Consider the following 24993-nt stretch of genomic DNA (forward strand, 5'->3'; position numbering starts at 1 on the left):
GTACTGATAGGTTGCGGAGCGATTCACTCGCTGAGCGGGCCGCACGCCCACGCCTCCACAGCGAAAGGCTGGAGTTAATAGTCAATCTCAAGGGGTACAGAACGCACGCATGGAACATTGCTCTACACATCCAGTTCGCGCCGCTACGGCCCCTGTCCACCGGGCTGCTGCTTCGCGGAAGTCACCCCGCTGGACGGACCCACTCTGCGAAACCCCCGGTCCCGCGCCATGAACGCCTCCAGCATGTGCGGAACCAGTGCCATGGCATCCACAGCCTCCCCATAGGTCTGCGCATGCAGCGCTGCATACCGGTCCAGCTCAGCCTTGAGACTTGCTGTGCATGTGAAGGTCAGCTTGACGCTCTCCGTCCTGGGCAGCGGCCCCAGCCGCAATTTCCTCGGCGTGCTCATCGCGTCCCTCCTCTGCCGCCATTGACGAACAACGGCTGGTAGGGCCTCAGCACCAGATCCCGGTTCACGATCACCCGCACCGCCAGCCCCGGTCGCGCGGTCAGCGTCGGCTGCAGGTTCAGGTTGCGCCGCGTCATCTCCTGCCCCACCTGGTTCACGCTGTCCTGCAGCCCATCACGCCCCGCGATCACCACACGGTTGCCGTTCTGCCGGTTCTCGGGAGCGGCCAGTTCGGCGCCCACCCCCAGCAAGGTCGTCAGCGCCGCCCCCGCGACCACCCGTCCCCAGTGCCAGTCCACCCCATCCTCCAGTCCAGCGCGCCCCGCCGGATCGGTGCCCACGAGGTTGTCGAGCGCCAGCGACGAAGTGTCCGGCAGGACAATACGGCTCCACACCATCTGCACCCGGCTCTGCCCGTAGCTCACCTGGCTGTTGTAGCGACCCAGGATGCGCGAGCCTTGCGGGATCAACAGATGTCTTCCTGTGGCCGTGTCGTAGACCGGCTCCGTTACGGTGGCGATCACGTCTCCCGGCAGGTCCGACTGGATCCCCGTCACCAGTGCTGCCGGAATCACCGTCCCGGCCATCACCTGGTAGGGTGAGGAAGGCATCTGCAGGCTTCCTGAATTCCGGGTTTCCGTGGAACCGCCTTTCAGGAAGGCTTCCTTCTGCTCCTGCCGGTTCTGATTAGCCGTGGGATCCGCGGGCTGCGCCGCGGTCGAGGCAGGCCCCGCCCCCAATGGATCGAATCCCGCCAGCCCCGATGCCGCCGCAGGTGTTGCCATCGCCACGGACTGCGCCGCCCCCTGCCCTGCCTGCGCTCCCCCCGTGCGGAAAAACACCGGCGAGCCTGCTGCCGCTTCGGCCTCCTTGCGCAGCGCATCCGCAGGATCATGGCCCGGTGGCGCATAGCCTGGCTCCACCGGCCCCTGCGCCTTCACGATGGCCGGCCCCAGATCCCCCGGCAACGGAGGTCCGAGCCGGGGCACCTCTGGCGGCCGCAGTCCGCCGTAGTCGGCCGGCAACCGGTCCAGCCCTTCGGACTTTGACACCCGATCGACGTTGTAGAGCTCCGAGGGATTCGCGCCACGCCGGTGGCTGCCCTGCAGCGACCAGATGGTGGCGCCCAGCACGGCGGCAGCCAGCAAACCCACAAGAACAGCCAGCATGCGCCGGTTCAGCCGCGTCACGGGTCGTGGCGCGGCGCGCAGCGCCACCGATTCGGGGGTGACCTTGGCCGGTTGCGGCGGAGCGGCGGCGTTGGAAGAGTCGCGGCTGTCCATGGTCAAAGCCGTCCACCTACGCCGTCCGTGCGCTCGATGCGCACCACGTCGCCATCCCGGCCCCCGCCTCCACCCAGGCGCAGCTCGGCCGAGCCGAACAACCGGTCCACGATGTAGTACGGCGGCCGGAAGCGGTAGTTCACCAGCTGTCCGCCCCCTTGCGCCCCGATCACGAACAAGGGTGGCAGCTCGCCCTGAGCGATGCCGGCCGGGAACTGGATGTAGACCTTCTCGCCGTCATCAAAGGCACGCAGCGGCTTCCAGGCCGGGTTGCCACCACCGATGGCGTAACGAAAACGCAGCTTCTCCAGCGACAGGCCGCTCTCGATGGGAGCCGCCGCCTGGGCTGCCTGCGCCTGGCGCTGCAGGGCCAGCATCTTGTCCTTCGGGTACTCCCAGGACACCGAGGCCATCCAGGCCTTCTCGGTGGAGGTCAGCTCGACCAGGTAGGTGCGCCGGCTCGTGGTGATGACCAGGTTGGTCTTGAGCCCGGAGCGGATCGGCTTGACCAGCACCTTCACGCGCAGCGAATCGCCCGCGCCGCTGGCCGTATCGCCCACGATCCAGCGCACGGTGTCGCCGGCGGCGACCGTCACCAGTTCCTCGCCGAGCTGCAGCGCGATGGCCGTCACCCGGCCCGGCGCCGCATAGACCTGGTACAGCGCCCCGTCGGTGTAGGGCCAAACCTGGATGGCATTCACGTAGCCCTCACGTGTGGGTGCTACGCGGGCCTCAGCGTTGGCGCGCGCCACGCGGGCTTTTTCGTCGGTGGACTCGGGGGCGGGTTGTGCCCCGCCGCCCTTGGGCAGGGGCTTCATCTGCGCAGGCATGGGCAGCACCTCGGGCACGGCCACGACCTCGATGGGCTTGGGAGGCTCGGGCAAGGCCTGGGCCTGGATGGGCTCATCGAGCGCAATCGATGGGGGAGGTTTGCCCTGGGTTCCGCAGCCCGTGGCCAGGACGGCCAGCAGGGCCAGCGGCAGGGCGCGGTAGGGGATTCGTGCATTCATGGTTTCTTCACTCCTTCGCTGGCATCGAGTTCCCGGCTCCAGGACAGGCCGTTGACGTAGATGCCCAATGGGTTCTTGCGCAGGCGCTCTTCGCTGCGCGGGGCCTGCAGCACGATGGACAGCACGGCCGTCCAGCGCTCCAGCCCTGCCGCCTCGCCATTGACGTAGCGCCGCTCGGTCCAGCGCACCTGGAACGAGGCATCGCTGGCGCGCACCACGCTGTTGATGGCCACGGTCACCGAGTGCTGCCCGATGCGCGAGAACGGGTCCGCAACCCGCGCGTAGTCATTGAGCGTCGCCGCCCCCTTGTCCGTGGTGTAGTCGTAGGCTTCCAGCCAGTTCTGCCGTACCACGATGGGATCGATGGACAGCGAGCGCACGTCGGTGATGAAGCGCGCCAGGTGAAAAGCAATCTGCGCATCGCTCGGCTGGTACGGCGTGGCCGCCTCGCCCACCGCGCGCACCTGCCCGGCCTGGTCCACCTCAATGACGTAGGGTGTCACGATGGACTGGGCCGAGCGCCAGACCAAGCCGCCCGCCATCAAAAGGGCCAACGCCAGGGAACCAAAAGCCATGAGCCGCCAGTTCCGGGCCTGCACCCGGGCCGAGCCGATGCGCTGGTCCCAGGCCTGTCCGGCCGCCTGGTAGGGGGTGACGGGCTCGGGGGTTTCCGAATACCGCCGCTGGGGTCGTTGGAATCGCATGGCAGCCCTCCTCAAGGATTAGATTCATCGCGCAGGCTCGGAGCAACGCCGCCGCCCGCATGGTCGCCGGCACGGATGGCATGCACGGCCGTGGTGGCCGCCTGCGTGGCCTGCTGGCGCCGCCGCATGCGCCGGGCCCAACCCGGCTCAGACACAGGTGCCGGGGGCGCCACATCCTCGGCACCACCCACAGAAGCGGTCTCCCCAGGGGGTGACACGGCTTCGGAGACAAACCCCGCCGCGCGGTCCTTGATCGCCTGGACTCCAGCCGCCACCCGCTGGCCCACCGCGCTGGCGCCAGTCTTCGCGGCATGGCCCACGCCCGCACCAGCCGCGCGGACGCCCTCCGCCCCCGAAGCTGCGGCACCTGCCTGGTAGGCCGACTTCATGCTGCCCGCCGCTGCCTGGGCGGTCCGCGCCACGGCGGCACCGCCACCAATAGCCGCCTTCGCGGCTCCTGGCGCCATGCGCGCACCAGCCGCCACCGCAGAACCCGCGCCCGCCACGGCCGCGCCACCAGCGACGGCCAGCCCTCCCGCTCCCAGCGCCGTGCCCGCCACCGCACCGGCGCCCAGCTGCGGCCCGCCCGACACCAGCCCCGTCGCGATCCCCGGCCCGAAGATCCCCAGGCCCAGCATCGCCAGCGCCGCCAGCATGATGACCAGCGCATGGTCGATGGACGGCTCGGCTCCCGGTGCCGTCGTGAATTCAGCGAACAGCCCCGAACCAATCCCCACAATCACGGCCAGCACGAGCACCTTGATGCCCGAGGACACCACGTTGCCCAGCACCTTCTCCGCCAGGAAGCTGGTCTTGTTCCACAGCGCGAACGGCACCAGCACGAAGCCCGCGAGCGTGGTCAGCTTGAACTCCAGCAGCGTGACGAACAGCTGCACTGCGAGCACGAAGAAGGCTACGATCAACACCAGCCAGGCCAGAAACAGCACGGCGATGGTGTCGAGGTTGGCGAACACCTCGGGAAATCCCACCAGCTCGCTGATCTGCGCCATGATGGGCCGCCCGGCATCGATGCCGACCTTGGCCAGGCGCCCGGGCTGCAGCAGCTGTGCCTGCGTCATTCCGGAACCCGAGGCTGTGAGCCCCAGCCCGGCGAAGGACCGGAACACGATCCCGGCCAGCTGATTGAAGTTGCCCAGGATGTAGGCGAACGCCCCCACGTACAGCACCTTCTTGACCAGCCGCGCGATCACGTCCTCGCCCTGCCCTGACGCATGGCTCATGGCCCAGTACAGCCCCGCCAGCGTCACGTCTATCCCCACCAGCGTGGCCGTCAGGAATTGCACCTCGCCGCCCAGCAGCCCGAACCCCGAGTCGATGTAGCGCGAGAACACATCCAGAAAGCGGTCAATGACCGCGACGTCGTTCATGGCGCCTTGTCCTGCGCGGCCGATGCCTCGGGCGCGGGAGCCTGGGCCGGCGTATATGGCGTCCCGCCGCCCATGAAGCGCCGCCGCGTGGCCTCGGCCACCGCATTGCACTGTGCGTCGCCCACCTTGGCATGGTGGGCCTTGCACTGCGCACGCAGTTCCTTGAGCCGCGCGGGATCGGCGACCAGGGACTCCGCGGATTCGATGGGGACCGGCTTGCCGCAGCCGGCGAGCACCAACGCAACGGCGCCCAGAAGGAACAGCTTGTTCATGGCCTTCCCCCTCATTGCCCGTAGAAGCCCACGGCCACCGGGGTGTAGGGCGTGCCCTCGCCCTGGAAGCGCCGCCGCACCTCACGCGCCCGCTCCTGCACCGCCACCTGGCGGGCCTGTTCCAGGGCAGCAGCCCGGTCCTGGGTGATCTGCAGCTGCTGCGCCTGCATGGCCTGGCGGGACTGCAGCGCGAGCAACTGATTCGTGGCCTGCATCGCCTGCAGCGCGCCCACGGCCGACTGGCTGCGGTTCACCAGATCCGTGAGCGTGCGCTCGTCGCTCGCGAAGTTGCGCACCGCCTGCGACTGCACCTGGGTGGCAGTGCGCAGTGCTTCGAGCGACTGCTGCCAGCGCTCGCGCGCATCAATCGCCATCTGCTGGCCCGACACGGTGGCGGAGTATTCCTTCGGATAGAGCCTCCGGAACTCGGCCTCCATGTGCGCCATGTCGAACGCCAGCCCCTGGGCCTGCCGGATGAGTTCGTTCGTCGCGGCCAGCGCCGCACGCAGCTCCCCCAAGGCGCTGTGATCCAGGCTCGCGAGGTTGCGCGCCTGGTTCTGCAGCTGCTTGATCTGGTTGTTGATCTGCTCCAGCGTGCGCGCGGCCGTGAGCACGTTCTGCGAATAGTTCGAGGGATCGAACACGATGCGCCCGCCGCCCAGGAAGGCTTGGGCGGGCATGGCGGTGCCGAGTGCCAGCGCAGCGGCAAGCGTAAGCGCCGCCTTGCGGCGAAGGAACAGGGACTTCAAAAGCATGGCAGGACTCCTTCAGGTGGTTGGAAACGGTGGAAACGTGGGAATGAGTTCGGCGGCCCAGTCCAGGCCCCGGTGGCGCAGCCAGCCGGCCGCGAAGCCGGACGGCGTGCCAGAATCAACGAGGGACTCCTGGATCCGGTCCATTGCGCGTTGATCCTCGGGCGAGGACGCCCCCGCGAAGGCCAGCGCCACGGGCCCCAGCCCCAGGTCGAACACCCGGTTGCCCAGCCGCGACTGGTAGTAGTAGTCGCGCTTGGGCGTTGCCTGGGCCACGATCTCGATCTGCCGGCCGTTGAGCCCGAAGCCCTCGTAGACCGCGCGGATCTGCGGCTCGAAGGCCTGCGGGTTGGGCAGGAAGATGCGGCTCGCGCAGCTCTCCACGATGGCCGGCGCGATGCTGGAATCGCGGATGTCGGCGAGCGACTGCGTGGCGAAGACCACCGACACGTTCTTCTTGCGCAGCGTCTTGAGCCACTGGCGAATGCGCGCCGCGAACACCGGGTCGTCCAGGAACAGCCAGGCCTCGTCGAGGATCAGCAGCGTGGGCGCGCCATCGAAGCGCTCCTCGAAGCGCGCAAACAGGTAGGACAGCACGGCCAGCGTGGCCGCGCGGCTGGGCATCAGCTCTTCCATCTCGAAGCACTGCACGGGCGAAGAACCGAGCCGGTCCACGTCCGCATCGAGCAGTTGCCCATGCGCACCGCCCAGCACATAGGGCTGCAGTGCCTGGCGCAAGGCGTTTGACTGCAACAGCACCGACACGCCCGTGAGGGTGCGCTGCTCCACCGGGGCGCTGGCGAGGCTGGCCAGGGCCGACCACACAGCGTCGCGCTCGGCCGGTCCCACGGCCACACCCTCGTGCGCGATGCGCCCTTCAACCCACTCCGCGGCCCAGGCGCGGTAGCCATCCCGGTCGATGCGCGCCAGCGGCTGGAATGCGATCCGCCCGTCGGGCCCGAGGTCGTAGTGCTCACCGCCCAGCCCCAGCACCGTGGCCCGCATCGAGCGTCCCATGTCGAAGGCCAGGACGCGCCCGCCCGGGTAGCGCCGGAACTGCAACGCCAGGGTGGCCAGCAGCACCGACTTGCCCATGCCCGTGGGGCCAACCACCAGCGTGTGGCCCACGTCGCCGATGTGCGTGACCAGCCGGAACGGCGTCGCGCCATCGGTGCGCGTCACGATCAGCGGCGGGCCATCCAGGTGCGCATTGAGCTCCTGCCCCGCCCACACGGCCGACACTGGCATCAGGTGCGCGAGGTTCAGCGTCGAGACAATGGGCTGGCGCACGTTGGCGTACACATGGCCCGGGAGGGAGGACAGCCAGGCCTCAACCGCGTTCAGGGTCTCGGGGATGGTCACGAAGCCCCGCCCCTGGATGGTCCGCTCCACAGCCCGCAGCTTCTCGTCGGCGGCCGTGGCATCGGCGTCAAGCACCACGACCGTGGCCGTCACGTAGCCGAATGCCACCTGATCGCCACCCAGTGCCTGCAGCGCCGCATCGGCGTCCTGCGCCTTGTTGGCGGCATCCGAATCCACCAGCGGGCTCTCCTGCTGGAACACGGTCTCGCGCAGCAGCGCCACGATGTTCTTGCGCTTGGCGAACCACTGGCGGCGCAGGCGGGCCAACTCCTTCTCCGCCTCGGCCTTGTCCAGGCAGAGAAAGCGCGTGCACCAGCGGTAGCCAAAGCCCAGTCGATTAAGATCGTCCAGGATCCCCGGCCAAGTCGAGGTCGGAAAACCCCGCACCGTGAGCACCCGCAGGTGCCGGCTCCCTAGCATGGGCGCGAGACCGCCCACCAGCGGCTCGTCGGCCAGCAGCGCATCGAGGTGCATGGGCACCTCGGGCATGGCCACTGCCTGGGAGCAGGTGGACACCGTGCCATGCAGGTAGGTCAGCGTCTGGCCATCAGAGAGCCAGTCCAGCTCCGGTACCACGCCATCGAGCAGGTCCAGGAAGCGGTCAGTCTCGGCCACGAAGGCCCCCAGCCGTTCGCGCCAGTCCACGCCTTCGGCCTTGCGGTGCTCGTAGAGCAGGTTGCCCGCGCGTGAGCGCGCGTCCTCGGGCGGCAGGTACAGCAGCGTCAGGTGGTACCCGCTCTCGAAATGGCTCCCCGCCTCCTCGAAGGCGGCGCGCCGCTCCTCGTCCACCAGCCAGGACAGCGGCTCCGGGAAACGGGACCGTGGGTAGCCCGCCGCCTCGTGCCGCTCAGCCTCGACGAACAGCGCCCAGCCCGAACCCAGGCGCTTGAGCGCGTTGTTCAGCCGCGCCGAGGTCGCAATGAGCTCACCCGGTGTCGCACTGTCCAGGTCCGGCCCCCGGAAACGCGCCGTGCGCTGGAAGGAGCCATCCTTGTTGAGCACAACCCCAGGCGCGACCAGGCCGGCCCAGGGCAGCCAGTCGGCCAGCAGCGCGGGGCGCCTGCGGTATTCAGCGAGGTTCAGCATCGCCTGCCCTCCCCGCCCTACACGTCCAGCAGCGGCCGCTGCTTGATGTGGCGCGCAAACACCGGCATGAACTGCGGGTCCACGCGCGCGCCCCAGACCGCCAGCGTGTGCCCCGCGATCCAGAGCACCAGGCCCGGCACCCACAACTGCAGGCCCAGACCGACGGCAGCGGCCAATGTGCCATTGGCGATGGCCACGGTGCGTGGCGCGCCGCCCAGCAGGATGGGCTCGGTCAGCGACCGGTGCAGCGGCACCTCGAAACCCGGCGGCAGGCTGTGGGGCAGGTTCATGCCAGCACCGCCCCGCCCGAGAACGAGAAGAAGGACAGGAAGAAGCTCGACGCCGCGAACGCAATCGACAGCCCGAACACGATCTGGATCAACCGCCGGAAGCCTCCCGAGGTATCACCGAAGGCCAGCGTGAGCCCGGTGGCAATGATGATGATCACCGCGATGATGCGCGCCACCGGCCCCTGGATGGATTCCAGGATGGACTGCAGCGGTGCCTCCCAGGGCATGCTGGAGCCGGCGGCCTGCGCCGGAACCGTGAGGGCCAGCAGCAGGGCGGCCAGGGCCGCCGCCCGCAGGCACGGATGTACAGAAAGACGTGGATGCGTCATGAAGATTCTCCCTTGGTGGATGAAGTTGAAGATGGCGAATGCGATGCCACGACCTGCTGAATTGGCGGAAACGGCGGCCCGAGCGAGCCATCGAGCTGGTAGCCATCGCGGTCATGGCCAATGACGCGCACGATCTCGCGCACCCGGCGCGCATGGCCGCGCCCTGCAATAAAGACGATGACGTTGACGGCTTCCGCGATCAAGGCGCGCGGCACGGCCAAGCTGACCTCCTGCACCAGTTGCTCCAGCCGCGTGAGCGCGCCCGCCGCCGATCCCGCATGCACCGTGGCGATGCCGCCCGGGTGTCCCGTACCCCAGGCCTTGAGCAGGTCCAGCGCCTCGGCGCCGCGCACCTCGCCAACCACGATGCGGTCGGGCCGCAGGCGCAGGGTGGCGCGTACCAGGTCGGCCATGGTGGTGACGCCCGGCTCGGAGCGCATGCCCACGTGGTCGTCGCTGCGGCACTGCAATTCCACCGTGTCTTCCAGGATCAGCACCCGATCGCCGGTGTCGGCGATCTCGTCGAGCAGCGCATTGGCGAGCGTCGTCTTGCCCGTGCTGGTGCCGCCTGCCACCACGACGTTCAAGCGCTCGCGCACTGCGCAGCGAAGGAAGGCCGCTTGCTCCTCGGTCAGGATGCCGTCGTCCACATACTGTGCGAGCGTCATGATGCGCAGCGCCCGCTTGCGGATCGCGAACGAGGGCGAGCGCACCACGGGCGGCAGCACGCCCAGGAAGCGTTCGCCCGTCTCGGGCAACTCTGCCGAGAGGATGGGCAGACCCGCATGTACCTCGGCGCGCACATGGGCCGCCACCAGCCGGATGATGCGTTCAGCCACCGCCGGCGGCAGCGCGGCGCCGGTGGGTTCCCGGCCCGTGCCCAGCCGGTCCACCCAGAGCGACCCGTCCGGGTTCAGCAACACTTCGACCACCTCTGGGTCTTCCAGCGCCGCCGCTATCTCCGGTCCCATGGCGGTGCGCAGCATGCGGATGCGGCGCTGCGCGGGTTCGGCGGGTAATAGGCTGGTGCCGGTCATGTGCCGCCCTCCCCGCCATCAGGCGCAACCGAAGCTACCGGAACGTCCCCATCCAGGGGACCGATCTCCTCATGGATCTCGCGCACCAAGCTGCGCCCGCGCTGGATGTGGCGGGCCAGCTGCTCGATGAACTGCGCATAGCGGGCGCGCCCCTGGGCGCGCAGGGCTTCCTGCTGCTGCTCGGGTACCGGCAGGGCCACGGTCAGGTAGTGGCGCAGGTACAGCGCCACGGTCTCGATCAGGATGGCCTGGTCGCGCTCCAGGCGCTCGAACTGGCGCGAGAGCCGGTCCAGGCGCTTGGCCGTCGCGGCCTCGCGCTGGTCCGTCGCGTCCGGCGACAGGAAGGACGCGAGCGCCGCTGCAATCACAGAGGACTTGGAGACACCCCGGTGGGCCGAGAGGTCCTCCAGGCGCCGAGCGTGCTCGGGCTCGACGAAGATGTTCAGGCGGGCGCGGGTCACAGGACAATCCCGTCGTCAGGATCCAGGGCCGCCAGGCGCGCGTTACGCACCAGTTGGCGATCCAAGTCACGCGGCAGCAAGGGCGCGCCATCGTCATCGCGCTCATCCTCCAGCAGGATCAGGTCCTGCGCCCCGTCATCGCGCGAAGGCACGAACGCAGCCTCCAGATCCGGCTTGAGCTGGTGTCCACCCTCATCGGCCGCACCGCCCACGCCGCCAGCCATGGCAACCGAGGCGGCGGCCAACACCGGCAGCATGCTCCAGTCATCCGACCGCCCTGCTGGGCGATCGGCATAGCCGCCGCCCACCAGCACCGGCGCAGGCAGCACCCGTACCAGGAAGTTCCGATCCTGGTAGTAGCGCAGCTTGCGCGCCCGGATCGGCGCATGGCCCGAGACCATGACCACGGCATCGTCGGGCGGCAGCTGCATCACCTCGCCAGGCGTGAGCAACGGGCGGGCCGTCTCCTGCCGCGAGACCATCAGGTGGCCCAGCCAGGGTGCCAGCCGGTGGCCGGCGTAGTTGCGCTGGGCGCGCAGTTCGGTAGCCGTTCCCAACGCGTCGGAGATGCGCTTGGCCGTGCGCTCGTCGTTGGTGGCGAAGGCGATGCGCACGTGGCAGTTGTCCAGGATCGCGTGGTTCGGACCGTAGGCCTTGTCGATCTGGTTGAGCGACTGCGCGATCAGGAAGGCCCGCAGCCCGTAGCCCGCCATGAATGCCAGCGCCGACTCGAAGAAGTCGAGGCGCCCCAGTGCGGGGAACTCGTCGAGCATCAGCAGCAGCTTGTGCCGGCGCTCGATGCCGTCCGAGCCGTCGAGCGACTCGGTCAGGCGCCGCCCGATCTGGTTGAGGATCAGGCGGATCAACGGCTTGGTGCGGCTGATGTCCGAGGGCGGCACCACCAGATACAAAGACACCGGATGCGCCGAAGCAATCAGGTCGGCGATGCGCCAGTCGCAGCGCGAGGTGACCTCGGCTACCGTGGGGTCACGGTACAGGCCCAGAAAGCTCATGGCCGTGGACAGCACGCCCGAGCGTTCGTTCTCGCTCTTGTTGAGCACCTCCCGGGCCGCAGACGCCACGACCGGGTGCGGCGCGCTACCCTGCTCCACCGCCAGGTGCGGCGTGCTCATCATGCGGTGCAGCGTCACCTCGAAGGGACAGGCTGGGTCGGAGAGGAAGTTGGCGACCCCGCGCAACGTCTTGTCTTCGCCGGCATAGAGCACATGGAGGATGGCCCCCACCAGCAGCGCATGGCTGGTCTTCTCCCAGTGGTTGCGCCGCTCCAGTGCACCCTCGGGGTCCACCAGGATGTCGGCGATGTTCTGCACGTCGCGCACCTCGTGCACGCCGCGCCGCACTTCCAGCAAGGGGTTGTAGGCGGCCGAGCGCGCGTCCGTCGGGTTGAACAGCAGGCAGTGCGAGAAGCGCGCACGCCAGCCCGCCGTGAGATGCCAGTTCTCTCCCTTGATGTCGTGAACCACGGCGGAGCCGGGCCAGGACAGCAGCGTGGGCACCACCAGGCCCACACCCTTGCCGGAGCGCGTGGGGGCGAAGGCCATCACATGTTCCGGTCCTTCGTGGCGCAGGTAAGAGCTGTCCCGGCCAGGTGCCCGGCCGAGGAACACGCCGGCCGGACCGGTCAGCCCGGCCTTGTCAATGTCCTCGTGTTCGGCCCAACGGGCGGAACCATACGTGGTGACCCGCCGCGCCAGGCGCGAGCGCCACACCGCCATGCCGATGGCCACACCGGTGGCAAGCAGGCCACTGGAAGCCGCGATGGCGCCGCCGCGCGAGAAAACCTCGGGCGCATAGGCGTCGTACCAGTACCACCATTCGAACAACTTCCAGGGCTCGTAGACCGGAAGCCCCGAGAGATCGAACCAGGCGGCGCCCAGGCGCGGCTGGTAGCCCAGCGCATGCGCCGTCCATTGCGTGGCCACCCACACGCCACACACAGTGACGCCCATGACGGCCGTGATCTGGCCAAACAGGATACCGGTGTGGGCGGAGGATGCCCGCTCCTTGCCCCCCTCTGATCGAGATGCCATGCCCGCTTGTTCCTTCGGCGCCAACCTGCGCCATGCGCATGCGCACCCCGTGGCACGCATGGCGAGAGTCTGGAACCGATGCGCCGCGCGACCCACCCATCCGGGCGTAGCGCAGCGCAGGCTGGCGGGCACGTCTCAGGACAACGCCGTTGGTTGGCTGGATTCAGTGGCCCAGGAACACGCTCCCGGCCTCCCTGGGCGGGAAGCATGCACCCCCTGCGACCTCATGTCCAAGGCCGATGGCGCAGGCCCTGGATGCAGCAGAGCTCTGCTGCGTAACAGTCACGTCAAAGTGCTGACATGGGTAAGGAAACGTTGCACTGACTCGGACAGTCCAAAGCGCTGATGCTTGTGCAAAACGTAGGTCGTGAAGTGCGCGGGTTCGACCAGAGGAAGCACCAACACATCGCTGCGCTGCAGCGTCCGCATGTGTTCGGCGTCGGCCACGCCAACACCCTGCCCCACAGCCACGCGGGTCAGGTAGCCGGACAATGTCCGCGCCTCCGCCGCGATCACAGGAGACAAGACCTTCTCCCGCAGGACAGACGCCACCTGCCCGTGCAACCCCGGGTGAGTTGCCGAAGAGAATGATATTGCAGGAAAGGACATCAGTGCTCTCCATGACACTGCCTGACGCACAGCCAGCTCATGTTCCGGTGAGACAATTGCCACCATGGGGCTGTGCCATGCCGGTTGCTGAGCAATGGCCTCCTCATCCTGCAGGCCGAAGGAGAATCCAACATCCACCTCCTCGTTGCGCAGGGCTGCCAATAACTCCGCCGCATGCATCTCCCTGAGTTCCACAGGGGTGTCCGGAACAAGCCGACCCCAGCGGCTCAAGCAATCTGCCAGCCGTGGCTGCACCGTGCTGTCATCCACGCCTATACGCAGGGGCTCCCGATAGCGAGCATCAACGGCCCGTACCACGCGCTTGGCGCGCTCCAGCCGAATGAGCAGGCTGTGCGCATGATCAAGCAGCTTGGCCCCTGCTGGTGTGAGTTCCAGCCTGCGTGGAGCCCGTATGAAGAGCGTCACGCCCCACCGGTCCTCCAGATCGCGGATAGTGCGTGACAACGGGGTCTGATCAATGTGCACGCGCTCGGCGGCGCGGCGGAAGTTGAGCTCTTCAGCAATGGCGATGAAATAGCGCAGATGCCGTAGTTCGATCATTCAAAAAGATGCAATGCAAATCAGCGTCACATCCGCTCAAAGATTGCCGCAATGCCCTGGCCGCCGCCAATGCACATGGTCACCAGTGCGTAGCGGCCCTGAATGCGCTGCAGCTCGTGGATAGCTTTCACCGTGATCAGCGCACCCGTGGCACCAATGGGGTGACCCAGCGAAATGCCCGAACCGTTCGGGTTGACCTTGGTCGGGTCCAGGCCGAGTTCCTTGCTCACGGCGCAGGCCTGGGCAGCGAAGGCTTCGTTGGCTTCGATCACGTCCATGTCATTGACGGTGAGGCCTGCTTTCTGCAGTGCCAGGCGCGAGGCCGACACCGGGCCGATGCCCATGATGTTAGGGTCCACGCCAGTGTGGGCGTAACCCACTAGGCGCGCCAGCGGCTGGGTGCCACGGGCCTTGGCCGCACCGGCTTCCATCAGCACCACGGCCGCGGCGGCGTCGTTGATGCCCGAGGCGTTGCCCGCGGTCACGGTGCCGTTTTCTTTCACGAACACCGGCTTAAGCTTGGCCATGTCTCCGAGCTTGCAGTTGGGGCGGAAATGCTCGTCGGTGACGTAGGCCACTTCGCCCTTCTTGCTCTTGAGCATGACGGGCACGATCTGGTCCTTGAAGTACCCAGCTTCAGTGGCGCGTTGCGCGCGGTTGTGGCTCTCGACGGCCAGTGCATCCTGCATCTCACGCGTGATGCCGAACTTCGCGGCCACGTTTTCGGCCGTCACACCCATGTGAATGTTGTGGAACGGGTCGTGCAGCGCACCGATCATCATGTCCACCATCTTGGTGTCACCCATGCGGGCGCCCCAGCGCATGTTCAGGCTGGCATAAGGTACGCGGCTCATGTTCTCGGCGCCGCCGCCAATGGCTACGTCGGCATCACCGAGCTGGATGGTCTGCGCAGCCGCCCTCGATGGCCGCGACGCGCGAGAGGTACATGTCGTGCGGCTCGGTGTTCACCACGTGGCCGAACACCACATGGCCTACGTCCTGGCCGTCCACGCCAGCGCGGGCCAGCGTTTCCTTGACGACTAGGGCCGCCAGTTCGGTGGGCGGCGTGTCCTTGAGGCTGCCGCCATAGGTACCAATGGCGGTGCGGGCGGCACTGACGACAACGACTTCACGGGTATTTGCTTTTTTGCACATACGGGCCTCATTTCTCAAATTCTGCATAGCTCGGACTTCGAGTAGGGAATTTCTCAACACAGCCATTTCTGGTACCTGTCGCCCTAGTGACCGGCACCATGTAATCGAAAGCGCCGGGCCTGGATCTCCCAGCCTTCGTGTTCAATGTCCGTAGCAGATCGGATCGGAACGCGCTGGCTCAACCAGCAGCGGGTGGGCAATCCCCAGTCGGTTGCGCTGGCGCGCAGTGCCGCCATGTTGCTGCTGAAATCGCTGAGCAAAGCCCGTATAGTGGACTCCTGTTCGGGCGCCAGGTCTCGGACGATGAACACCAGACGGCTGTGGCCATCGTCAAACGCGCTGTCACGCGGCCAGGTAGCCAAACGCACCGGGGGATAGGCCACGTCCTGCACGCACTGCACCACCCGAGGTTGCGCCTCGTCTCCGGCCACGCGCATCAGACCTTTGACACGCAACAGGTTGGCTGCATAGGCGCGCAGAACGTTGCCCATCGCCAAAGAGAACCCAAGCCAGGCGACGGGCCTATCCCAAGTGATGACGAAACTCCGCGCGCGCGTCGAATGGTGGCTGCGGCTGTGACGGGTTCGCAGGTAGTGGCCGTCGTCATTGACCAGGTCAACAGCGTTTTCATCCAGCGCGAAAAGGCCTGATGGGCCATGCTGTGCGATCTCGGTACTCAGCCAGTCCTGCAGGCTCGACGCCACGTCCGCACGGCCGTAGATCCCACCGGACGCCATCAGCGTGACGAGATCGGCAATACCGTTGCGCACTATGACCTGTTCGGCCTGCGGATTGAGCGTTTTCAAGGCCGCTTCCAGTTGTTCCCGTTGGGTTGAGGAGGCCTGATCGCATTTGGTGATCAGTAAGCGATCCGCGGCCACCACCTGGCGCTGACTCTCCTGATGTTGCTCAAGCTGTTGCAAGCCCTGTGTCGCCGATACCGCAGCGATCACGGTGTCACACCGATACCGGGCACAGACAAAGGGCTCCTCCATCAGTGTGTACAACACCGGCACCGGATCGGCCAGTCCCGTGGTTTCGATCACCACACGTGAAATGGGCGCGATCTCGCGGCGGGCCATGCGGTCGGAAAGCTTGCGGAAGGCGGCAACCAGGTCGCCTTGAACGGTACAGCACAGGCAGCCGGAATCCAGCAACAACATCTGGTCGCTGACGGTATCCACGAGGTGATGATCGATGCCGACCTCACCGAATTCATTGACCAACACCGCCACACCCGTCATGCCAGGCTGGTGCATCCAGTGGTTGAGCAAGGTGGTCTTGCCGGCCCCCAGGAAGCCGGTCAGCAAGGTGACGGGAATGCGGTCAACCGGACCTTGTTGGGCATGTGAAGTCGTTTCAGTGCTCTTGTTCATGAAGGCAGTTCCTGTTCGATTGGCATCAATGCACCACCACGATTTCGAGCAACTCGTGCGCGCCCGCGACCGAGGCCATTCCTGCGCCCATAAGCGCAAGCTGTTGAACCGTGGCGCCCAGACTCGGGTAGCGGTGCAGGCTGGGGATCAGGTCCGCCATGGCCACATAAGTCATGCTCGCGCAGGCCAGCGCCAGACACACCTGCACGGCGCCATCCATCAACGGCAAGGCCAGCCAGGCCAGTCCCGCGCCCAGTGTCATGGCCAGGCTGGACAGCAGGTTGAAGGCCATGGCCCGACGGCGGCTGCAACCCGCATGCAATAGAACGACAAAATCACCCAGCTCCTGGGGAATCTCGTGGGCCACTATGGCCACCGCGGTCACCAGGCCCAGCGAAACATCCTGCTGGAAAGCAGCGGCCACCAGGATGCCGTCGACAAAGTTGTGGAAGGTATCACCCAGCATCATCAGCAGGCCACCGCGGCCGACTTCCACATCCCCACGGCCTTGGTGATGCCCGTGAACCACGCTCGCATCGGACGTGGCCTGACCATGGTCGTGACGCCAGATGACGAGCTTTTCAAGCAGGAAGAAAGTGACGATGCCGGCCAGAACCAGGGATGTGGTCTCTTGTGCATTCCCCGACTCATGGATGGCTTCGGGCAAGACGTTGAAAAACGCGGCAGCGAGCAGCGCACCGGTCGCGTAGCTGACCAGCCGGGACAGCGTGCTTCGGCTCATGGAAGCGGTGGTAAGCAGCGTCACGCCGGCGGACAAGAGCCCGCCCACCAGCGTGGCCAGCAGACACAAGGTCAGCGGTGTCATGCCGCACAGTCCCGCAAGCGGGCCAGTTGCTCCAGCACGGCTTCCGGCTGCTGCTGCGGGTTGATTTCGACAAAGTGGAACTGCTCCTGTGCGAGCGGCCCCACGGAAGTCCCCATGGCAAATGCCGCGCTGTCGTCACGCCCGAAGGCGCTGTGGCCTGGCCGTTCGTCCCCGTCACCAATCACCGCGACAAAGCCATCGAAGACCTCGGGGGGCAAGCGCAGGCCCGATGGCAGCCGCAGGGCCAGTGACCAACGGTAGTGCCCCGCGACATTGAGCACGGATCGGTAGCGTTCGATGTGCGCGGCCTCCAACGCCTGGTCGTCCCTTTGTTCCTCCAGCAGCAGACCGGCCACCGGGAATGCGGAGACGGAACGGATGAGGTCGGCCACGTACATGGCCGCGTCCTCCACCGTGTCCGCGTCGATCTCGTCGTCGGTACCACCGGCCAATCGGTTGGCGTGCAACAGCCAGGCGCGCGGCGAGGGCATGGACAGCACCAACGGGGTTTGGCCCCGCAGGTGCGACAGTACAGCCGTCACCACCTCGGCCAGCACGGCCTTGGGGGCGTCCGATTCCAGCAATTTGCGCAAGGCCGTCGCTGGTCGGCGGCGGTTGCCCAGACGGGCCGCCAGGCCACCCTCGCGAGCACACCAGGCATCGATCAGCTCACCCACTTCGACCACCGCCACGTCGGGCCGCAGCAGGCCTTGGGCCTGGACGAAGTAGGCCAGATAGCCGGCCGCGTTCTCCCAGGGATCGGCCTGCTCCGAGCCGAGCAGCAGGCGCCGGGTGTAGGCCGAAGACTTCAGCCATACCCGCACGGCGCCCGCACCGGCTGAGTGCGGCAGCAACTCAGCCAGCGTGCTCATTGCTTCTCATCCTGCAAAACACCCGCGGCGGCCAGTCGGGCCTCCAGCACTTCGATGCGGACATCCTTCGGGTGTCGCATGTAGTTGGGCTTGGGTTCGTTGGCCTTGCGCGTAATGTCCGGACTTCCCACGTAGAGCGTGTCGATGTCGTCACCCCAGCAGCCGAAGTACTGCATGTTCGACGGCGGCTTGGGCTGGTTCCAAGTCTTGACGAACTCCTTGAAGGGAACGCTGCGCGCGATGCGCGCCTTGCGCTCGGCGTCGCGCGCAACTTGCGTGGCCTCTTGGTTCACCGCCAGCGTGACCGGATCGAACTTGACTTTGTAAAGGCGCTCGGCCACGCCGGGCGACATCAGGCCGTCTTCGATGTCCTTGATCACACCCGCTGGATCGCGTTCCAGCAGGTCACCGTAACCGGCACCAGCGCCCTGTGAAATCATGAACAGTTCGCCGCGCTTGGAGATCTCGAAGCCCATGCCCATGTGGTGGGTGGTGTAGCGGGCCCCTTTAAAGGGGCGCTCGTTCATGAGCTCTTCGATCGAGTGCTTGAACTTGTGCGGTTCGTTGAGCAGCACGTCGTACACGTCCACCCCCTCGATCTTGCACAGCGGATAAGCACCGCAGGCGTAGCCGCCGAACAGACCCTGGATGGGCGGGAACTTCGCGCCCTGGCACACCGTCATGAAGCCCCACTGCGCGCTGTCCTTGGTGGCCACCATCATGGTGTAGCCCTGACCGCCACGGTACTTGCCCGGGGCAATGGCATCGCGCGTCATCTTCTTGGAGACCAGTTGCAGGAAGGGCACTTCCTCTTCGTTGAGCTCCTGCTCGCCGATGTCGGCCATGGTGGCGAAGATCGGCGCCAGCGCATGCTCACCGTCTCGATCCACGGTGGCGCCCGCACCCATGCCGTTGAGATCGGCACACAGGTTGCCCAGCGTTTCACCATGCTGGCTGACCCCACCCCAGATGAAGGTGTTGATCATGTTGAAGGTCGGTGCATGGACCTTGGTGTACTTCTCGGGGCAGCTGTACAGGAACTTCGCCACCGCATGCTGGCCGGCGGTGAAGCCGGTGAAGATCGACATCAGGCTCTGGGAGTTGGGCGCGTCGTAGGAACAGTTGACGATCGAGTGGGGATCGGTGATCACTTCGATGGGGGCAAACGCGGCCTGGCCGCGTGGCAGATCCGGCCACACGTAGCACAGGAAAACCTGCGCGAGCATGCCCTTGAGGCCGGCCACGATGGTGTTGGTGGCGCGGTTGGTGAACTCCGGGCTGGAGCCGCGGAAGTCGAAGATAAGCCGGTCTCCGGTCTTGGTGAGCTTGCAGTTGATCTTCACCAGACAGTTCTCGCGCAGGGTCGAGTCCTGGATGATGTAGGTGCGAACCGTCATGTCGGGCCATTCGCTGATGCGGCGTTTGACCTCGGCGCGCACGTTCTCCATCGTCGTGCGAAGGGTGGACACCAGAGCCTGAGGACCGTCGGTGTTGAGTGTCTCTTCAATCCGCTGCTTGATGCGCAGGCAGGCGAACAGCTTGACTTTCATGTCCTCGTATTGCAGCTTGGGCTCGCGCACCGAGTTCTGCAGGAAGGTCAGTACGTCGCGCTTGATCTGGTAGTTCTCCACCACCTTGAAGGGCGACATCTTCAGACCCTCGTCACTGGGGCTCTCGGCCATGGAAGGCATGCCGCCCGGCTCAATCGCGCCGTTCTCGCCTTCGTGCACCGTCGAGGCCACCCAGCACACCAGCTTGCCCTCGTGAAAGATGGGCACGATCATGCTCTGGTCGGTGTTGTGCACGTTGCCGTAGCGCGAGTCGTTGTGGATGAAGCCGTCGCCCTCGCGCACACCCACGGTGGGGTCGTTGATCCAGTTCTTGATGATGAACTTGATCGGGTGGTGCACCAGGGCCGAGAAGATCAGCACGCCGCCGGCACTGGCAATAGCCAGATCGCCTGAGGCCGAATAGACACCGGTGATCACATCACCCCATTTGGCGCCCGGCGCGGCACCCATCTGCTCCACCATTTCATAGCCTTCATCGCAACCGGCCTGCAGCCGGTCGCGGATCTTGGCGATGACGTGCGCGTCGTTCACCTGGCGGACCGCTGCATCTTCCTCTGGGGTGCGGGGCATCAGGTCGTGGTTCTGCATGATCTCGGGGTCGGGACCGAGAAACAACGTGGTGTCGTTGAGAAACTTGTTGATCAGCGCGACTTCGTCGGCGCTTGGTGTTTTGCCCCGAATGGGCTGGTTCAGATCGCTCATAGTTCTGTCCTTCAAATTCGTTGATCGATGGGGGGCGGTGGGCGCTCAGGCGCGCAGGAACCAGGACGCTCCCTGGCGCGCGGCGACGAAGTTCCACCCCGGGTTCACCAGGAACGTCGTGACTTCGGACGCGACAATGGCCGGCCCCGGGATCTGCACACCCGGCTCGATGGCGGCCCGGTCCCAGACGGGGGTGTCGAAGGCTTCCTTGTGACCCACAAAGTGGCACTTGCGTGTGCTGGCGGGGGTTGGCGGCGTCTTGCGCTTCTCCGGTGGCACGGGCTTGATGTCTTCGAACTGCACCGTCTCGTGGCGCACAAAGGCCGCCACCCGGATGGTGTTGATGCGGATGCCCGCTTCCGGCGCCTGCGAGCCCTCGCCGAAGCGCTTGCCGTAGTCGTTGGAGAACTGCGAGATCAGGGCCAGCACATCCGCCGGACCGTTCACGTCGTGTTTGGGAATCACGGCCGTGGTCTGCACCAACTGGTTGCCGTAGCGCATGTCCAGCTCCAGGTTGTGGCAGATTTCTTCCCGTGTCATGCCCTGACGCAACAAGTCCTGCGTGCCCAGTTCCTTCAGCTCGGCCACGATGCTGTTGAAGCGGTCGTAGTCATCGAACAGGTGGCGTGTGTTCGAGTCGTACAACACCATGTAGAGCGACTGCTCGTGGATGTGCAGCTGGTGCATGTTGCCAGCGCCCACCGCGGAGAACACCGAGGACAGGGGTGGCGCCAGGATTTTGTCGATCGACAGGTTCTGTGCGATCCCGCAGCAGTGCAGCGGGCCGTTGCCGCCGTAGGCCAGCATGGTGAAGTCCTTGGGGTCGTAGCCGCGTGCGCGCAATTCGGTGAACAGCCCGTTGGCCATGTTGTCATCCACCTTCTCGCGAATCAGCAGCGCGGCCTCGATCACGTCGCATTCCAGGTCATCGCACAACGTGTCTTCGATGGCCGCCTTGGCACGGCGCGGGTTCAGCGGGATCGACCCCCCCGCGTAGTTCTTGGCATCCAGATAGCCCAGCAACAAGTCGGCATCGGTCACGGTCGGCTTCATGCCTCCGCGGTCGTAGCAGGCCGGTCCGGGGTCCGAGCCCGCCGACTCCGGGCCGCACTTGACGGTGTTGTACATGCGGTCGTAGGTGGCCACCGAGCCACCGCCCGCGCCCAGCGTCACCAGGTGCACCATGGGCACAGACACCAGCCAGCGGTCGATCACCGGGTTGAAGTCGTAGTGCTTAACCCCACCGTCCACCACGATGCCGATGTCGTAGCTGGTGCCACCCATGTCGGTGGCCACCACGTTGCCCAGACCGATCTGCATGGCCAGGTGTTCGGATGCACCGATGCCCGAGACCGGGCCGGAGTGGATGGTCTGCAGTGCGTCGGTGGAATTGAGCTGCGCCATGCCGCCCGAGTTATGGATCACCAGCATCGGCTTGTCGTAGCGGTGCGCGCGCAGGTTCTGTTCCAGCGCCGAGAGCGCGTGGTACATGGTCGAGTGCAGGTAGCCGTCGACGATGGCCGAGGTGGCGCGCACGTATTCGCCCTTGCGCCCCGCCACCTGGTGCGACAGGATGACCGGAATCGCGCCCAGCAAGTGTGACGGGTACTCCTCCAGCAGGATTTCCTCAATTCGCTGCTCGTGCAATGGATTGACCACCGCGTTGACCAGCGCCACTACGATGATCTCGGCGCCCTTGTCCACCAGTGAACGGATCTGGGAGCGCACGTCCTCCTCGTCCAGCGGCATCACCAGCTTGCCCTGAAAATCCACGCGCTCACGCACACCGCGGATCATGTGCGGCATCACCAGCGGGTCCGGGCGCTGGGCGTTGGGCATGTCCTGCTGGCCCAGGTTGTCCAGGCCTTCGCCATAGCCACGAGCCCGGCTCAACGGCACCGTGGCTTCAAAGCCTGCCGTCACAAGCATGCCAATCTTCGGTCCTTTGTGCTCGATCAGGGCATTGGTGCCCAGGGTGGTGGCGTAGCGCACCGAGTCCACGCCGGACAGGATGTCCTCCAGCTCGACCTTCAGCACTTTACAGGCCTTGCCCAAGGCTTCGTTGAAGCCAAGCGCCAGGTTGTGGTGGGTGGTCAGGGCCTTGGCCTCGATGTACTGGCCATCCCAGACCACAAAACAGTCGGTGAACGTTCCACCGATATCGACAGATACACGCCTCATGCTATCTCCTCAAATGGGTATGAATACCGGCGAGCGCTACCCCGGCGGTGGGCCTGTGCCCACGCCTGTGTTGCGGCTTGCCCAGCCGGTCGGGTTCTTCTTGTCTGGACGGTGCGGACACCGTCACTGGCTGCGTGTCAGTGCTTGTGGCCCGACTCCATGGCCACTGCCTGACCGACCACGGCTTCCTTCAGCTCACCGCGTCGGGCCCACTGGGCCTTGAGCGCCGGCAGGTCCGGCTGCATGTCGTGCAGCGGCGGGTGGCCCGGGACGGCGTATTCGGTTTCGACCTGGGTGCCGCAACCGGGGCAGCAGTACTCCAGAATGCGAACCCACTCGGGGTCTGGGCTGAAGGTGAATCGATACTTTTCCGGGTCAATGATGGGCGGGTGGATGTCGCGCGGATCGCGGTTGTGCACCAGCAGGCCTTCCTTGTAGGCCTCGTGGGCCGAGCCAATCACGTGACCGCAGACGCGGCACTCCCAGTTTTCGGTCTCCAGGTCGATCTGGAGGTATTCGGTCATCAGAACTTTCATGGGATCAGCCCTTCCGGTTGAGCAAAACATCGCCGGCATCGCTGACCACAAAGGCCCAGCCATCGAGCACACGGCAGGTGAAAAAGTCTTCTTCGAGAATGGCCGGACCTATCGCCCAGTCACCCTTCTGGAGTTGAGCTAGCTGGTAGACCGGCACATCGACGCGACCCTTGCTTCGGGTCAGCACGTTGCGAACGCCCACAGAGACCGCCGGCTTACCCCGGGTAAAACTCGCCTTCTTGGCGCCTTCGGTGCGCAAGGCCTTCACGGCTTTGAGTTCCAGTTCGACCGTGCCCGCCTTGTCAAAGGCGGCCGGGAACACCGGTTCATCGTCCAGGGTCTGGATCTCTTCCCTGCCGTTGCCGAAATCCGCCACCAGGCGCGCCTCCATGGCGTAGTTGCCAGCTTCGTAGCCTTCGGCGTACATGTCGCGCGAGGCTTTCACTTTCAACGCATCCAGCGCGTCCTTCAGACTGGCCGTGTCGTGCTGCTCCAGCATCACGGTGTAGCGCTGCGACACATCGCAGGAGCCAATGCCGTAGGCGCTGAAAACGGCTGCCATCTGTGGAATAGCCACTTGGTCGATGCCCGCTTTCTCGGCTACACCGCAGGCGTTGAGTGGTCCTGCACCACCAAAGGCCAGCATTACGGTGTCTTTGGAAATCTTGGTGAAGCGGTGCAGCTCCACGGCAATCTTTTCCTCGTAGGCGAGCTCCATCTGCAGCAAGGCATCGTCCAGCTTCAGTCGCAGGGGTTCGGCGATGTTGGTGGTCACTGCATTGGTGGCGCGCTCGACGTCCAGCGTCATGCCGCCACCGAAGTAGGACTTCGGATCGAACAGACCGCACAGCAAACCCGCGTCGGTGATGGTTGCTTCCTTGCCGCCACGGCCGAAGCAGGCCGGCCCGGGCACAGCGCCCACACTGTCCGGCCCGATGGTGATGTGGTTGTTCACAACGCGGAAGATCGAGCTCCCGCCGGCACCGGCACTCATGATTTCGCACAGGGGAATAGACACGCTGATCCCCTCCACGTGACCGCGCCGCACCTCGGCCACCGTGCCGTTGAGGTATTGACCGATGTCGGTCGTGGTGCCGCCCACATCGATGGAAACGCTGTCGGTGAATCCATACAGCCTGGAGAAGGCCTTGACGCCTTCCATGCCACCGCGCGGACCCGAACTGTAGGTGTTGATCGCCACCGTCTTGGCCACGCGGGAGGCGTCACCGTCGTTGCGAAAGATCAGCAGCGGGTTCTTAGTCCGGTACTCGCGCAGCCGGCCCTCTGCGTTGAACAGGAAGGCCTCCATGGCGGGGTGCAGGAAGGAATTGATCACCGCAGTCCACGTGCGCCGCACGACATCCTGGTCGGCCGTCAAGTCGCTCCCGTACAGGATGGGGACGGCCCCCAGCAGGTGCCGTGGGTACTTGCGCAGAGCGATTTTCTTGAAACGGTCTTCCACCGCCAAGAAGTCGTCACCATCGAAGCTCACCACCAGCCGATTGGCGCCGGTGGCCGTGAGGTGGTTGATCGCCTTCACCACGTCTACCTCGGCGGTATCGCCCATCACGGTCGCAGAGTCCAGGAACACCACACGGTCGCCCACCAACACATCGAACACTTCCGGATCGTGCTCAGCCAGGCGCACTGGTAGGTCACGCGACTGGGCGTCGATGATCAGACCCAGGCGAGGCCCCTTGCGCTCGCAGATCGCGTTGGTGCCCTGCGTCGTTGAGTAACGGATCAGATCGACTTCTTCGAGAAGCCGCTTCACATCCGTCTGGCCGTAGATCACACCGGACGCTTTTTGCAGGCCTTCAAAGAAGCACTTGCTCAAGTCGTACGGCGTGGTCAGCACCTTGGTTTTTCGGACCCCTGTGTCATCCAATATGCAGATATCGGTCAGGGTCCCACCGTTATCTATGTTGATTTGCAATGCCATGTCGTGTCATCTCCTAGTGTTGATCGAACGATCCTCGTCACCGCTGGCCGCAGAGGCCTGGTCGAATTTCGCGCAAGTCTTATTGCGAGAGCCGTGCCAGATCTGGAGAAGAAATACGAAATGCTTAAGTTATTGATTTAAAAGGATATTCTTAGAATTTCAAGAATCATCCCCAAGCGGCACCGTCCGATTTCAAGTCGGACAACCGTGCTACGGCGGACGTGGTG

The 24993-nt window shown here is 65.7% G+C and carries 21 protein-coding genes and 1 pseudogene; all 22 read right to left on the reverse strand.

The genetic code is table 11. The features are described from left to right. Positions 1-143: 143 nt before the first annotated feature. The 22 genes and pseudogenes from YS110_05005 to YS110_05110 all read right to left on the reverse strand — a co-directional run bounded on the left by YS110_05005 (position 144) and on the right by YS110_05110 (position 24766). On the reverse strand, positions 144-410 hold the full coding sequence (locus tag YS110_05005; GenBank protein ID UJB64163.1) for a DUF2274 domain-containing protein: 267 nt from the start codon (positions 408-410) through the stop codon (positions 144-146). After that, positions 407-1693, reverse strand: a complete 1287-nt coding sequence (locus YS110_05010; protein ID UJB64164.1) for a TrbI/VirB10 family protein — start codon at positions 1691-1693, stop codon at positions 407-409. The genes YS110_05005 and YS110_05010 overlap by 4 nt, the downstream gene beginning before the upstream one ends. Before the next feature lie 2 nt (positions 1694-1695). After that, positions 1696-2703 carry a P-type conjugative transfer protein TrbG gene (trbG, locus tag YS110_05015; protein ID UJB64165.1) on the reverse strand — a complete coding sequence of 336 codons (1008 nt, stop codon included), beginning with the start codon at positions 2701-2703 and terminating at the stop codon, positions 1696-1698. Then, positions 2700-3407, reverse strand: a complete 708-nt coding sequence (locus YS110_05020; protein UJB64166.1) for a conjugal transfer protein TrbF — start codon at positions 3405-3407, stop codon at positions 2700-2702. Before YS110_05020 ends, trbG begins: the two co-directional genes overlap by 4 nt. Before the next feature lie 11 nt (positions 3408-3418). Further along, positions 3419-4795, reverse strand: coding sequence for a P-type conjugative transfer protein TrbL (gene trbL, locus YS110_05025; protein UJB64167.1), 1377 nt, complete (start codon positions 4793-4795; stop codon positions 3419-3421). Then, a complete protein-coding gene (locus YS110_05030) occupies positions 4792-5067 on the reverse strand; it encodes an EexN family lipoprotein (protein UJB64168.1) in 276 nt (91 codons plus the stop codon). Before YS110_05030 ends, trbL begins: the two co-directional genes overlap by 4 nt. A gap of 11 nt (positions 5068-5078) precedes the next feature. Continuing rightward, on the reverse strand, positions 5079-5822 hold the full coding sequence (gene trbJ, locus YS110_05035) for a P-type conjugative transfer protein TrbJ (GenBank protein ID UJB64169.1): 744 nt from the start codon (positions 5820-5822) through the stop codon (positions 5079-5081). 12 nt (positions 5823-5834) lie between these two features. Then, positions 5835-8267 carry a conjugal transfer protein TrbE gene (locus YS110_05040; protein ID UJB64170.1) on the reverse strand — a complete coding sequence of 811 codons (2433 nt, stop codon included), beginning with the start codon at positions 8265-8267 and terminating at the stop codon, positions 5835-5837. Positions 8268-8284: 17 nt separating this feature from the next. Further along, positions 8285-8557, reverse strand: coding sequence for a VirB3 family type IV secretion system protein (locus YS110_05045; GenBank protein UJB64171.1), 273 nt, complete (start codon positions 8555-8557; stop codon positions 8285-8287). Continuing rightward, positions 8554-8886 (reverse strand): TrbC/VIRB2 family protein, encoded by a 333-nt coding sequence (locus YS110_05050; GenBank protein UJB64172.1) that lies wholly within the window; start codon positions 8884-8886, stop codon positions 8554-8556. The genes YS110_05045 and YS110_05050 overlap by 4 nt, the downstream gene beginning before the upstream one ends. Next, entirely contained in the window at positions 8883-9923 is a 1041-nt protein-coding gene (trbB, locus tag YS110_05055) for a P-type conjugative transfer ATPase TrbB (GenBank protein ID UJB64173.1), read from the reverse strand. Before trbB ends, YS110_05050 begins: the two co-directional genes overlap by 4 nt. Further along, positions 9920-10384, reverse strand: a complete 465-nt coding sequence (locus YS110_05060; protein UJB64174.1) for a CopG family transcriptional regulator — start codon at positions 10382-10384, stop codon at positions 9920-9922. The genes trbB and YS110_05060 overlap by 4 nt, the downstream gene beginning before the upstream one ends. After that, positions 10381-12435 (reverse strand): conjugal transfer protein TraG, encoded by a 2055-nt coding sequence (locus tag YS110_05065; GenBank protein UJB64175.1) that lies wholly within the window; start codon positions 12433-12435, stop codon positions 10381-10383. Before YS110_05065 ends, YS110_05060 begins: the two co-directional genes overlap by 4 nt. Positions 12436-12717: 282 nt before the next feature. Beyond that, positions 12718-13605, reverse strand: a complete 888-nt coding sequence (locus YS110_05070) for a LysR family transcriptional regulator (GenBank protein UJB64176.1) — start codon at positions 13603-13605, stop codon at positions 12718-12720. Positions 13606-13631: 26 nt separating this feature from the next. Continuing rightward, positions 13632-14760, reverse strand: a pseudogene (locus YS110_05075) (acetyl-CoA C-acyltransferase family protein). 83 nt (positions 14761-14843) lie between these two features. After that, complete coding sequence (locus YS110_05080) at positions 14844-16136, reverse strand: GTP-binding protein (protein ID UJB64177.1); 1293 nt, start codon at positions 16134-16136, stop codon at positions 14844-14846. 25 nt (positions 16137-16161) lie between these two features. Then, on the reverse strand, positions 16162-16962 hold the full coding sequence (locus YS110_05085; protein ID UJB64178.1) for a ZIP family metal transporter: 801 nt from the start codon (positions 16960-16962) through the stop codon (positions 16162-16164). Further along, complete coding sequence (locus YS110_05090; GenBank protein ID UJB64179.1) at positions 16959-17834, reverse strand: hypothetical protein; 876 nt, start codon at positions 17832-17834, stop codon at positions 16959-16961. The genes YS110_05085 and YS110_05090 overlap by 4 nt, the downstream gene beginning before the upstream one ends. Next, positions 17831-20107, reverse strand: coding sequence for a hydantoinase B/oxoprolinase family protein (locus YS110_05095; GenBank protein UJB64180.1), 2277 nt, complete (start codon positions 20105-20107; stop codon positions 17831-17833). The genes YS110_05090 and YS110_05095 overlap by 4 nt, the downstream gene beginning before the upstream one ends. A 45-nt stretch (positions 20108-20152) precedes the next feature. Further along, on the reverse strand, positions 20153-22288 hold the full coding sequence (locus YS110_05100; GenBank protein UJB64181.1) for a hydantoinase/oxoprolinase family protein: 2136 nt from the start codon (positions 22286-22288) through the stop codon (positions 20153-20155). 137 nt (positions 22289-22425) lie between these two features. Next, on the reverse strand, positions 22426-22824 hold the full coding sequence (locus YS110_05105; GenBank protein UJB64182.1) for an acetone carboxylase subunit gamma: 399 nt from the start codon (positions 22822-22824) through the stop codon (positions 22426-22428). 4 nt (positions 22825-22828) lie between these two features. Then, entirely contained in the window at positions 22829-24766 is a 1938-nt protein-coding gene (locus YS110_05110; GenBank protein UJB64183.1) for a hydantoinase/oxoprolinase family protein, read from the reverse strand. Between the last annotated feature and the right edge of the window lie 227 nt (positions 24767-24993).

The organism is Acidovorax sp. YS12 (assembly GCA_021496925.1).
Taxonomy (GTDB): Bacteria; Pseudomonadota; Gammaproteobacteria; order Burkholderiales; family Burkholderiaceae_C; genus Paenacidovorax.

Excerpts from the sequence above, each read along its gene's own strand:
- YS110_05020 (UJB64166.1), bottom strand. The coding sequence starts at position 3,407 with ATGCGATTCCAACGACCCCAGCGGCGGTATTCGGAAACCCCCGAGCCC.
- trbJ (UJB64169.1), bottom strand. The coding sequence starts at position 5,822 with ATGCTTTTGAAGTCCCTGTTCCTTCGCCGCAAGGCGGCGCTTACGCTT.
- YS110_05110 (UJB64183.1), bottom strand. The coding sequence starts at position 24,766 with ATGGCATTGCAAATCAACATAGATAACGGTGGGACCCTGACCGATATC.
- YS110_05070 (UJB64176.1), bottom strand. The coding sequence starts at position 13,605 with ATGATCGAACTACGGCATCTGCGCTATTTCATCGCCATTGCTGAAGAG.
- YS110_05010 (UJB64164.1), bottom strand. The coding sequence starts at position 1,693 with ATGGACAGCCGCGACTCTTCCAACGCCGCCGCTCCGCCGCAACCGGCC.
- YS110_05045 (UJB64171.1), bottom strand. The coding sequence starts at position 8,557 with ATGAACCTGCCCCACAGCCTGCCGCCGGGTTTCGAGGTGCCGCTGCAC.
- YS110_05005 (UJB64163.1), bottom strand. The coding sequence starts at position 410 with ATGAGCACGCCGAGGAAATTGCGGCTGGGGCCGCTGCCCAGGACGGAG.
- YS110_05105 (UJB64182.1), bottom strand. The coding sequence starts at position 22,824 with ATGAAAGTTCTGATGACCGAATACCTCCAGATCGACCTGGAGACCGAA.
- trbB (UJB64173.1), bottom strand. The coding sequence starts at position 9,923 with ATGACCGGCACCAGCCTATTACCCGCCGAACCCGCGCAGCGCCGCATC.
- YS110_05050 (UJB64172.1), bottom strand. The coding sequence starts at position 8,886 with ATGACGCATCCACGTCTTTCTGTACATCCGTGCCTGCGGGCGGCGGCC.
- YS110_05090 (UJB64179.1), bottom strand. The coding sequence starts at position 17,834 with ATGAGCACGCTGGCTGAGTTGCTGCCGCACTCAGCCGGTGCGGGCGCC.
- YS110_05095 (UJB64180.1), bottom strand. The coding sequence starts at position 20,107 with ATGAGCGATCTGAACCAGCCCATTCGGGGCAAAACACCAAGCGCCGAC.
- trbG (UJB64165.1), bottom strand. The coding sequence starts at position 2,703 with ATGAATGCACGAATCCCCTACCGCGCCCTGCCGCTGGCCCTGCTGGCC.
- YS110_05085 (UJB64178.1), bottom strand. The coding sequence starts at position 16,962 with ATGACACCGCTGACCTTGTGTCTGCTGGCCACGCTGGTGGGCGGGCTC.
- YS110_05080 (UJB64177.1), bottom strand. The coding sequence starts at position 16,136 with ATGAACAAGAGCACTGAAACGACTTCACATGCCCAACAAGGTCCGGTT.
- trbL (UJB64167.1), bottom strand. The coding sequence starts at position 4,795 with ATGAACGACGTCGCGGTCATTGACCGCTTTCTGGATGTGTTCTCGCGC.
- YS110_05030 (UJB64168.1), bottom strand. The coding sequence starts at position 5,067 with ATGAACAAGCTGTTCCTTCTGGGCGCCGTTGCGTTGGTGCTCGCCGGC.
- YS110_05100 (UJB64181.1), bottom strand. The coding sequence starts at position 22,288 with ATGAGGCGTGTATCTGTCGATATCGGTGGAACGTTCACCGACTGTTTT.
- YS110_05065 (UJB64175.1), bottom strand. The coding sequence starts at position 12,435 with ATGGCATCTCGATCAGAGGGGGGCAAGGAGCGGGCATCCTCCGCCCAC.
- YS110_05040 (UJB64170.1), bottom strand. The coding sequence starts at position 8,267 with ATGCTGAACCTCGCTGAATACCGCAGGCGCCCCGCGCTGCTGGCCGAC.